This window comes from Mammaliicoccus sp. G-M28 (assembly GCF_022386595.1).
Lineage (GTDB): Bacteria > Bacillota > Bacilli > Staphylococcales > Staphylococcaceae > Mammaliicoccus > Mammaliicoccus fleurettii.
The window spans coordinates 1-10,590 of record NZ_JAJNIF010000027.1 but is presented as its reverse complement, the minus strand read 5'-3'; the positions used below and the strand labels follow the sequence as shown (position 1 = coordinate 10,590).

At 33.1% G+C, this 10,590-nt stretch carries 6 protein-coding genes, 2 pseudogenes and 1 riboswitch; of the genes and pseudogenes, 2 read left to right on the top strand and 6 right to left on the bottom strand.

Going from position 1 to position 10,590, the window contains the following annotated elements; translation table 11 throughout:
* Window positions 1-105: 105 nt before the first annotated feature.
* Window positions 106-1,350, bottom strand: coding sequence for a Glu/Leu/Phe/Val family dehydrogenase (locus tag LQ609_RS12395; protein ID WP_078357439.1), 1,245 nt, complete (start codon window positions 1,348-1,350; stop codon window positions 106-108).
* 336 nt (window positions 1,351-1,686) lie between these two features.
* Between LQ609_RS12395 and LQ609_RS12390 the strand changes: the two genes are divergently transcribed.
* Window positions 1,687-2,610, top strand: a complete 924-nt coding sequence (locus tag LQ609_RS12390) for an AEC family transporter (RefSeq protein ID WP_239734833.1) — start codon at window positions 1,687-1,689, stop codon at window positions 2,608-2,610.
* On the opposite strand, the gene LQ609_RS12385 is transcribed toward LQ609_RS12390, so the two are convergent.
* The 5 genes and pseudogenes from LQ609_RS12385 to LQ609_RS12370 all read right to left on the bottom strand — a co-directional run bounded on the left by LQ609_RS12385 (window position 2,607) and on the right by LQ609_RS12370 (window position 8,896).
* Window positions 2,607-3,914: an NtaA/DmoA family FMN-dependent monooxygenase gene (locus LQ609_RS12385; RefSeq protein WP_078357437.1), complete on the bottom strand. Its 1,308-nt coding sequence runs from the start codon at window positions 3,912-3,914 to the stop codon at window positions 2,607-2,609. The genes LQ609_RS12390 and LQ609_RS12385 overlap by 4 nt on opposite strands.
* Window positions 3,915-3,944: 30 nt before the next feature.
* Window positions 3,945-4,697, bottom strand: a complete 753-nt coding sequence (locus LQ609_RS12380; protein ID WP_078357436.1) for a 3-oxoacyl-ACP reductase — start codon at window positions 4,695-4,697, stop codon at window positions 3,945-3,947.
* Between the two features lie 109 nt (window positions 4,698-4,806).
* A riboswitch (TPP riboswitch) is annotated at window positions 4,807-4,906 on the bottom strand.
* Window positions 4,907-4,989: 83 nt separating this feature from the next.
* Window positions 4,990-5,424, bottom strand: a pseudogene (locus LQ609_RS12790) (PTS sugar transporter subunit IIA); the annotation flags it as partial.
* A gap of 143 nt (window positions 5,425-5,567) precedes the next feature.
* Window positions 5,568-6,951: pseudogene (locus LQ609_RS12375) on the bottom strand (PTS fructose transporter subunit IIC); the annotation flags it as partial.
* 79 nt (window positions 6,952-7,030) lie between these two features.
* Window positions 7,031-8,896 (bottom strand): BglG family transcription antiterminator, encoded by a 1,866-nt coding sequence (locus LQ609_RS12370; protein ID WP_078357434.1) that lies wholly within the window; start codon window positions 8,894-8,896, stop codon window positions 7,031-7,033.
* Window positions 8,897-9,206: 310 nt separating this feature from the next.
* Between LQ609_RS12370 and LQ609_RS12365 the strand changes: the two genes are divergently transcribed.
* The coding region (locus LQ609_RS12365) for a vWA domain-containing protein (protein WP_239734831.1) at window positions 9,207-10,590 on the top strand (1,384 nt) is incomplete at its 3' end.

Here is a 10,590-nt window from a genome sequence, read left to right as displayed (position 1 = left end):
CGCACAGTCTACCTCTCTCTATAACTATAAAAAATAGCTATGAAAAAATCTATCGTCATAGATTTCTTCATAGCTAATCTTAGTATGTTTACTTTATATATAATGCTAAGCCCAACCTCTGAAACGGGTTGCTTCGGCAGTTCGTCTAACTCCTACGACATAGGCAGATAATCTCATATCTAAATGTCGACTTTGAGATATTTCATACACTTTATCAAAAGCTTCAACCATCTTTTCTTTTAATAAATCATTGACTTCTTTTTCAGTCCAATAAAGACCTTGATTGTTCTGAACCCATTCAAAGTAGGAAACAGTTACGCCACCAGCACTAGCTAATACGTCTGGAATTAATAATACACCATTCTCAGTAAGGATGCGTGTAGCTTCCTGTGTAGTAGGGCCGTTAGCAGCTTCAGCTACAATAGTTGCTTTAATATCACCGGCATTTTGAGTAGTGATTTGGTTAGCTAACGCTGCTGGTACTAAAATATCACAATCAATTTCAAATAATTCACTATTTGTAATAAGATTATCAAATAAAGGTGTGATTCTACCATGTTCTTTACGCAGTTCTAATAAATGATCAATATCTAAACCATCAGGATCATATAATGCACCGCGACTTTCAGAAATACAGACAATTTTCGCACCCTTATCATGTAGAATTTTAGCGATAAAGCTACCAGCATTACCAAATCCTTGAATGACAACACGTGAATCTTTTATGTTAATATTTTTACGTTTAGCCGCTTCTTCGATTGTAATAACAGCACCTAATGCAGTCGCTTGTTCACGTCCAAGTGAACCACCTAATGCAATCGGTTTACCTGTGATAAAGTTTGGCGCATTTACTTTATGCATCAAACTATATTCGTCCATCATCCACGACATAATTTGAGCATCCGTGTACACATCAGGTGCCGGAATGTCTTTAGAAGGTCCGACAATTTGAGATATTGCTCTGACAAAACCTCTAGATAATCGTTCAAGTTCTGTCTTGCTCATATTATGAGGGTCACATTGAATGGCCCCTTTACCACCACCATAAGGTAAATTAACGATGCCACATTTCAAAGTCATCCACATAGATAAAGCTTTGACTTCATTTTCGTCGACATCTGGATGGAAACGAACGCCACCTTTAGTCGGTCCTACTGAACTATTATGTTGAGAACGATAGCCTGTAAAAGTTTGTACTGAACCATCATCCATTTTTACTGGTATGCGAACTTTTAAGAATCTAGCAGGTTCCTTAATAAGCTCGTAAAGGCCTTCATCATAACCTAATTTATATAATGCTTCTTCAATAATATTCTGTGTTGAAGTAACAAGATTACTTTTTTCACTCATGATTGACTCTCCTTCGTATGTATAAAAACTATGTTTAAAAAAACATATTAAAACTAATCATAGTACTTATGAAAATATTTTTCAATAAAATAAACAGAATTTACTAAAAAATTCGAAAATTTTATAATTCTTATTTATATAGTAAATTTATGAGCTGTTTCAAATATAACGAGTAAAGATTTATTATAGTGTGAAACGAGGCTAGGACAAGTTAAATGTCCTAGCCTCGTTTTTGTTATAACGTACTCGCTGAAAATACCCCCTCCAACAAGTTGTTAACAATGTTATGATAAATGTAATCAATAGCATTTGTTACTTGAAAGAGGGGGTGTTTTTTTGGCTGAAATGTTCAATATTTTACTTACTGTTGTTGTACCTATCTTTCTAATGACAGGATTAGGTTATGTTCTACAAAAGCGTGTTAAGTTAGACTTGAGAACGTTAGCTAAATTGAATATTAACGTGTTCGTTCCAGGGTTTATTTTTGCGAAGTTCTACAACGCTGACTTAGCTGTTAATTTACTGTTTTCTATTGTTATCTTCTTTATTATTTACATCGTGATGTTATATATCGTTGCTTTCGCATTGGCAAAAATACAGAATTTAGATAAAGGTAAAGAGACGACATTGACGAACAGCGTGCTCTTTTTTAACTCTGGTAATTATGGTGCACCATTAAATGATATTGTTTTTAAGAGTGATCCACTAGCAATGTCAGCGCAAGTGATTGTGTTAACTTTACAAAATATCTTTACGTTTACATATGGTGTCTTTGCGATTCAATCTGTTCAATTAGGTAAACTTAAAGCACTCATTAATTATTTTAAGATGCCGATTATTTATGCGCTTTTACTAGCAATCATCTTAAACTACAATCATATTCCAATTCCTGAATTTATGTGGACAACAGTTAGTTATTTGTCTGACGCCATGATTGCAGTTGCTTTAATTCTATTAGGTGCTCAAATTGCGAACATTAAAATTAACTTCAGATGGTCGTCATCGTATATTTATATATTTGTTCGACTGATAGTTGGTCCAGCGATTGCACTTGTTATTATAAAATGCATGGGGTTGGATGGTGTTATTGCACAAACTTTATTTATTGCTTCAGCTATGCCGACATCTGTAAATAGTTCGGTTATTGCTCAAGAATATGATAATTATCCAGAATTGGCGGCAGAACTTGTCTTTATGTCTACTTTATTCAGCTCGATTTCTGTAGTTATCGTCATTTATTTATCTCATATTATTTTTTAATGTAAATTTAAATATTCTCTAAAAGTATTTCCTGAGTAATATTCACGATAAAGTCCACGACGTTGTAACTCTGGAATAATAAATTTTACAAAGTCTTCTAAACTATATGGAAGAGTAGGGGGCATTAAATTAAAGCCGTCAGCTACGCCTAATTTAAACCAACGTTCCATTTCATCTACAATTTCAACAGGTGTCCCTATTAAAGTAAGATGCCCACCGCCAGCATTGAGATAACCTAATAATGCTCTTACTGTAGGTTGGGTGTCTTCAATAATTTCTAAAATAGTTTCATATCTGCCTACTGGACCATCGAATGATTCTACTGGAGGCAATTCCGGAACGGGTTCATCTAATGACCATTTTGTACAGTCTTGTCTTACAAAAGTGCTAAGTTGTTTTATAGCATTTTCTATTGGAAGTCGTTTATCTAATTTTTCTTTTTTAAGCAAAGCTTCTTCATGCGTTTCAGCCACATAAGTTACTAATCCAGGGAATACTTTAATGTATTTATTCGGAGTGTTACTTTGCTGAATCGCGTTGTTTAATTTGGTTCTATAGGCTTTTGCTTGTTTCAAATTCCAAGAAACAGAATAGACAGCATCAGCATGTTTGACTGCTAAAGCAATTCCTTGTTTAGAAGCGCCTGCTTGCATAGCGACAGGTTTACCTTGTGGACTGCTTGGTGTCGATAAAGGTCCATTGACTTGAAAATGCTCTCCAGAATGATTAAAAGAATGAATATGTTCGTGTTTAATCAATTGATTTGTTGTTCGCGAATGTATGAAATCTTTTTTATGCCAAGAAGTGAACAATTTATCCATTAAATCAGCAAACTCATAAGCTTGTTGATACCTTCTGTCGTGTGGTGGGAGAGCAGGCATACTATGGTTTTGTGCTTCTAAGTCGGACATAGATGTAACTAAGTTCCAACCGACGCGTCCATTAGTAGCATGATCAAGCGTTAAAAGTTGTCTAGCTGCAGTATAAGGATTTGAGAAAGAACTTGATATTGTTGAAACTAATCCAATATGTTTTGTTGCTTGAGATATAGCAGTTAAATTCACAATTGGATCTAGCCAAAATGCTGGCATTTCACTGTCTGCATTAGCAGGGAACGATTGATTATCAGCAAAAAACACTGCATCTAATAATCCTTTTTCTGAAAGCTGAGCCAATGATTGATAGTATGAAATATCTCCAATTTGCTCGATATATGAATCTTCCATAAGCCATGCAGCTTGATGATGTCCACATCCATATAATAAGACACCGATGTTTAGTTGTTCATGATTGAATTTTTTCATTCATATTCTCCTTAATTCTCGTTTGAAATGCTAGTTCATCGTTAAACCACCATCAACAGTATAGTTTTGCCCTGTTATGCCGGTTGCTTTATCTGATGCTAAAAAACTAACCATATTTGCAACATCTTGTGGAGTTGTAACTTTTTTTAGAGGCGTAGACTGGGCAATTAAATCAAACACATCAGGTGTTGTAACTGAACTTGCATCGGTCGTTTTTAGTAAGCCACCAGATACTACATTTGCAGTAATACCATATTGGCCTAATTCTGCTGCAATATTGCGTGTGAAACCGATTAATCCGGCTTTTGCAGTTGTATATTCATGATATGGCACAACGGGATTTTGGAATAGGTTTGTTCCAATACTAATAACAGCTCCATGTTTTCTTTCAATAAATTGAGGCGCCACACTTTGAACGATATTAAAAGCAGCTTTTAAAGTACCATCAATTTGTTGTTGATAATCTTCCCAAGAAAGATCGATAAAAGGTTGTTGCTTAACAGGATCAAATTTAAAGTTAACGAGTGCATTATTAACAACAACATCAATTTGTCCAAAGTGTTTTGTTCCTTCTGATATTAATTGATTAACTTCTTTACGGTTTGTAACGTCTGCTTTAATAGCAATAGCACATTCATTCCCAAGTTCAGCAACAAGATGTTCAGCGGATTCTTTACTGTTGTTGTAATTGATGATAACTTGATGACCTTCATTTACTAATGTACGTGCAATTGTTGCACCTAAACCTCTACTACTTCCTGTAACTAATACTGTTCTCGTCATTTAAATCACTCCTAATCAAAATTTAAATAAAAAAATACACAACCATCTCGTAAGAAAGTTGTGTAAAATTAGAAAGCTATTTATAAAAGGGCATATTCGTCCCTACAAATTCATTTCACCAACACTTTCCTACGCTAGTATGAACTAGTTCAGGTTCGAAGGGTTTGAGTAAATACTCATCTCAGTTTAAAACACCCCTAGTGCATTTATTTAATTATTTTCAATGTATAGTTTTTAGGTAAGTATGTCAAGTTAGTCTAAGAGATGCAAGATTCATACTGAGCGCTTCAAATTATATTTCTTTCAATATATTATATATTTTATCAGTACTATCTGCATTTATTAATTGTTCTCGTGTTTCGTCGTCCATCAGCGTACGTGATAGTCTTTGTAGTAGTTTTAAGTGTGTATCACTACTGTCATTTGGTACGGCGATTAGGAAGATGATTTTTGGTTGTGTATGATCTAAACTTTCCCAATCTACACCGTTTTTATTATTGAGTACTGCTACAACTGGTTGTTTTACGACATTTGATTTAGCGTGCGGGATGGCTACATTCATACCTATTGCAGTCGTTGATTCTGACTCACGTTTAAGTACGCCTTCTTTCAAAATTTGTTCATCTTCAATATAGTTATGATGTTTTAAGTTTTGAATAAGTTTATCTATAGCTTCATCTCTAGACATGTTACGATTTTCTATTGCTATAACATTCTTATCAAATACTTCGAACGTTTCTGTATTTTCTTCTTTCTTTTCAGTGTTTGATGTTGTTTCTTCTTTATGATCATCATCTTCAGTTCCCATGAAAGAAGATGTAAGGTTACTGTCTGAATCTGCAGTATCAGTTGTGACTAATGATTTTTCTTTTTTCTTTAAAAGTAATGTTACAAGCATTGTCACGATGCTTCCGACAATAACGGCTATAAAGAACCATAATATTTTATCTATACCACCAAGTACTGCTACGATTGGTCCACCATGAGCTACTCTGTCTCCAACGCCACCTATAGATGCTATAACGGCAGCGACCATTGCGCCAACCATATTTGCTGGAATAATTCGTAATGGATCTTGGGCTGCAAATGGGATAGCACCTTCAGTAATACCGAAAAGTCCCATTGTGAATGAAGCTTTACCCATTTCAATTTCACCTTTATTAAATTTACGTTTATTAAAGAATGTTGCTAGTCCTAATCCAATTGGTGGCGTACATACTGCTACTGCAACCATACCCATAACTGAATAGTTACTTTCAGCAATTAATGCTGATCCAAATAAGAAAGCTACTTTATTTACAGGACCACCCATATCAAATGCAATCATTGCGCCAATAATAAGGGCTAAGATGACACTATTTGCACCTTGCATACCTTTTAACCATGTTGTTAATCCTTCAAAAATGCTGGCAATTGGTGCTCCAATAACAAATATAAATATGAGTCCTACTATTATTGAAGATATAATCGGAATAATTATAATTGGCATAATAGGTGCCATCGCTTTTGGAATTTTGATGTTTTTAATCCATTTTGCTATATAACCAGCTAAGAAACCAGCAACAATACCACCTAAGAAACCTGCGCCAGCTTCACTGCCATAGAAACTTCCGTCAGCGGCAATTGCACCACCAATCATACCTGGAACTAGACCAGGTTTATCGGCAATACTGACCGCAATATAACCAGCTAGTATAGGAACCATGAAACTAAATGCTAAGCTACCAATGTTTTCTATAGATTTCCAAAATGAATCTTCTGGAATTTTCAATCCTTCTGGCGTAGCATTTCCACCTAATGTTAATGCTATAGCCATTAATAAACCACCAACTACAATGAATGGAACCATGAAGGAAACACCATTCATTAAATGTTGGTATACCATTTGTAGACCACTTTTTTGATCATCATCATCAGCTTGTTTATTACCATTTTTATCATGATGTATTTTAGCGTCTTGATCAATGATGCGTTGAATAAGTAGTTGAGGATTGTGGATACCTTCTCTTACACTTTCGTTAATTAATCGTTTCCCGTCAAAGCGTGATAAATCAACTTGTCTGTCAGCAGCAATAATGATGCCGTCTGCTTCTCTAATTTCTTTTGATGTTAGTACATTTTCTGCCCCAACACCACCTTGTGTTTCTACTTTTATATCTATGCCCATTTCTTTAGCAGCTTGCTCTAATTTTTCTTGAGCCATGTATGTATGTGCTATCCCGTTTGGACAAGATGTTATAGCTAATATTTTCATAACGTCATCTCCTTCTTAAGTTCATTGTAAACGCATTCAAAAGCTAATAAAAAAGAATAATTGCCGTTAGTAGTGGCAATTATTCTTTAAATCGTTTTATGATTTTATTTTTGAATTGTTTATCATCAAGTTTTAATAAATATTCTACGTCTTGTTCACTAAGTGCAGCTATACTATGAATGATTTTTTTCATAACTTGAGCATCTCTATCAGCGATTGCTAAAAAGAAAATCAATTTTACTTTATGTTGCTTCCAAGGTACCTCTTGCCGATGTCTAAACATCAATACATGAGATTTAAGAACACGTGTAGGATCACCATGTGGTATCGCAATATTGTTTCCTATATAAGTTGAGGAGAATTTTTCGCGTTCTAAAGCACTTTCGATATAACCATTTGTTATAGCATGTTTATCTTCCAATATAATTTGAGTTTGTTCAAAAATATCTACTGTTGTAGTTTCATTTTGTTGAATAGGTTGAGATACAAATTCAATGGGTGATAAGGCATCTTTTTTTAGGATTGGGTTTTGCTTTTGATTTAAAATGGTTTGAATTTTATTTGCATCATCTTCAGAAAATAATGGAGAAACGTGCACGACCTCAACTGAATCAGGTACGTTTGCCATATCGATTTCATGTGTCGTAACGAGTATATCAGTATTAGAAAAATGATATTGAGGAACGTCTTCAAGTTTTAGCGTATCTGTAATGTTAATTTTGTCGTTAAGTTTTTGTATGCGTGCTTCTAATAAACTTGAAATGCCGAGACCGTAATAGCACGTAATGACAATATTGAAGTGTTCTTGTACATTTCTATCAATTGATGATTGAAAATGTAATGCTAAAAAGGCAATTTCATCCTCGCTTAAATTAAGTTGTGCATCTGACTCAAGATGATTAACAGTTTCATATAATGCATTAAAAACAAAAGGATATTGTCGTTTAATATCATCGGTAAGTGGATTGTTTATATAAATATTTTTTACAATCCTTAAATAAGTTCTACTAAAATGTGAATAAATATTTTCACGAAGTAAGTCATCATGCTCGAAATCGATGCCAACTTTCAGATTCATTTGGTGTATCAGTCTATCTATATAACTTTGGATGAAAATATGCTTAAATCCAAGATCGTATTTATCAAAATAATAACTAATAAAGAATGAAAATAACTTTGCTGTTTCATCGCTTAAATTGTATTTTAATTGTTGATTAATGTCTTGAATAATTGCCCGGGAAATGACGAGTGCTTCTTCGTTAATGTCCCATTTTTCATTTGATTCTTTAATTCTTTTGAAAATAATAATTAGGTGTACAAGTAATTGTCGTATATGCACTTTAGAAGTTTGGATACCTTGTTCATTTAAATGTTGTTCCATAATATACATGATTAGCTGACTATGTGCTTTTGGGATTTCATGAATAATAAAATCTTCTACTTTGACATCATTAGTAGAAAGCTGATTTAAATGGAGAATTGCATTTCGTATATCCATTTCATTACCTTTAATTGTTACACCTTTTCTTTTAACGAGTTTAATTGAAATATCAAAAGACTCACACCAAGATTGAATTTGTGCAATATAGTCTATAATTTCATTTTTATTTAAATTAAAATCTTGCGCTAATTGATCTAAAGTAACAGATTGTTTATACATAAGCAGTTGATAAGCTAGCTTTATCATCGTTTGCCCGTTCTTTTCAGTATATTGTATTAAAATATTTTCAATCTCATTAATGCTATATAGCTCTTTGTTTAACCTATATCCACGACCTTTAACACTTATAATGACATTTTCAATAATTTCAGTATTAATATATTTAATATCGTTTCTTACAGTTCGGTTAGAAACGATTAAATAGTCAGCTATTTCATTCCCGTTTAAATAACTTTCACTATTTAGTAGTAATAATTTAATTAACTTAACATGTCTATCTAACATATTCTTTCACCACATTCCCCAAATCATTCTATTCCGTTTCCATTATATTGTAAGCATTAAAAATATGATAAACAAGTTTGATCAGTGTTTATCGTTCTTTAAATATAAAGATATAACTAATAGAATTTTGGTAATTTTTAGAAATAATAATATAAATATTCGATTAATTCAAAATGAAAGAATTTATTAAAAATATAAATTAATATTATTATTAACTGGAAAATATTTTACATAAAATCATACAAATCGATTGTTAATTATAGTATAATTCCATTAAATGCATTTCCATAAAATGACATTAGGAGGATATATGAAGAAGACAATATTTTTATTTGCATCTTTTTTATTAATTTTTGGTTATTTTGACCAATTTATACAAGCAAAAGATGAACCAATCGAACACTCAATAAGAGTAGGTGATGGAGATAACATGTGCATGAGACCGGTAGAAGGTGATTTTTCTTTTGATATTAAAGAAGACAAAAGACCGGTGGATCTAGTAATCATTCAAGATGCTAGTGGTAGTTTTAAAGATAATATAGCAAGTGTTAAGTCTGCAGTTACACAATCCGTGCAAAAAATGGATCCTGAAGACAGAGTAATGCTCACTTCTTATCAAGGTGGTAATCAAGTTAAATATAATAATGGAAACACTGCTACAGTAGGGGGTACTCCTGTTTCCACTAAAACTTTACAAAACTTAAGTAGGAATAAAGACTTAACAACTGCTTATAATAATTTAGTTCTTGCTGGCGGGACACCAACTGCTACAGGACTTCAATATGCAATTGATCAATATAAAAGTATAAGATCTAATGAGTCAGAAGATAGAAAGACTGTATTTTTATTAATAACTGATGGAGTTGCCAATGTTCAGTTAGATGGATACGTACATAAACTAAATAATCAAACTTCTGATTATACAACTGGGGATTCATACTCATTAGAATACAATCAAGATTATAAAGGGGCACTTTCACAAGTTCAAAATTTAATGCAAACTATAAATTCATCTGATTATGAAATGTCAGTAGGATTCTGGGAAAGTATTAATCAGCTGTCTTCACCTACACAGTATTATGATAAGTATCAATCTCAAGTTTCACCGTATATTAAAAATGGATTAGCTAATAGTGCATCAAGTGAAGGTCATTTTATTGCTGAAAATGATATTAATAATTTTGCAAAAAGGTTATCAGGATTAATAGCAAATTCAATTCTTTCTGTACCTAAAACACAAGTTGAACTTAACATTAATAAGAATTTCGACTTAAAAGAATTTAGTATAACTACTGATACTGGAGAAAATATTCAATATCAAAAAGTAGGCAATAAAGTTACATTTGATTTAAAAGCTGGAAGTAATTTAAGAAATGTAAAAGTAAATTATAAATTAAAAGAACAAGAAAAAGTGACTGAAAACAACACTGTTGTTACGAGTGGATTTGTTCAATTTGGTAACGACCGACGATTATTAAAAGAAGGCACGATTAATGCTAATACATTAAATTGTGATCCTTCGACTGAAGAGCCAAGCACTGAAGAACCGAGCACAGAAGAGCCAAGCACTGAAGAACCAAGAACAGATGAACCAAGTACTGAAGAGCCAAGCACTGAAGAGCCAAGCACTGAAGAGCCAAGCACGGAAGAGCCGAGCACAGAAGAGCCAAGTACTGAAGAACCAAGTACGGAAG

Bases quoted from the DNA above. Each gene is read 5' to 3' on its own strand.
- LQ609_RS12395 (WP_078357439.1), bottom strand. From the start codon at position 1,350: ATGAGTGAAAAAAGTAATCTTGTTACTTCAACACAGAATATTATTGAA.
- LQ609_RS12385 (WP_078357437.1), bottom strand. From the start codon at position 3,914: ATGAAAAAATTCAATCATGAACAACTAAACATCGGTGTCTTATTATAT.
- LQ609_RS12380 (WP_078357436.1), bottom strand. From the start codon at position 4,697: ATGACGAGAACAGTATTAGTTACAGGAAGTAGTAGAGGTTTAGGTGCA.
- LQ609_RS12370 (WP_078357434.1), bottom strand. From the start codon at position 8,896: ATGTTAGATAGACATGTTAAGTTAATTAAATTATTACTACTAAATAGT.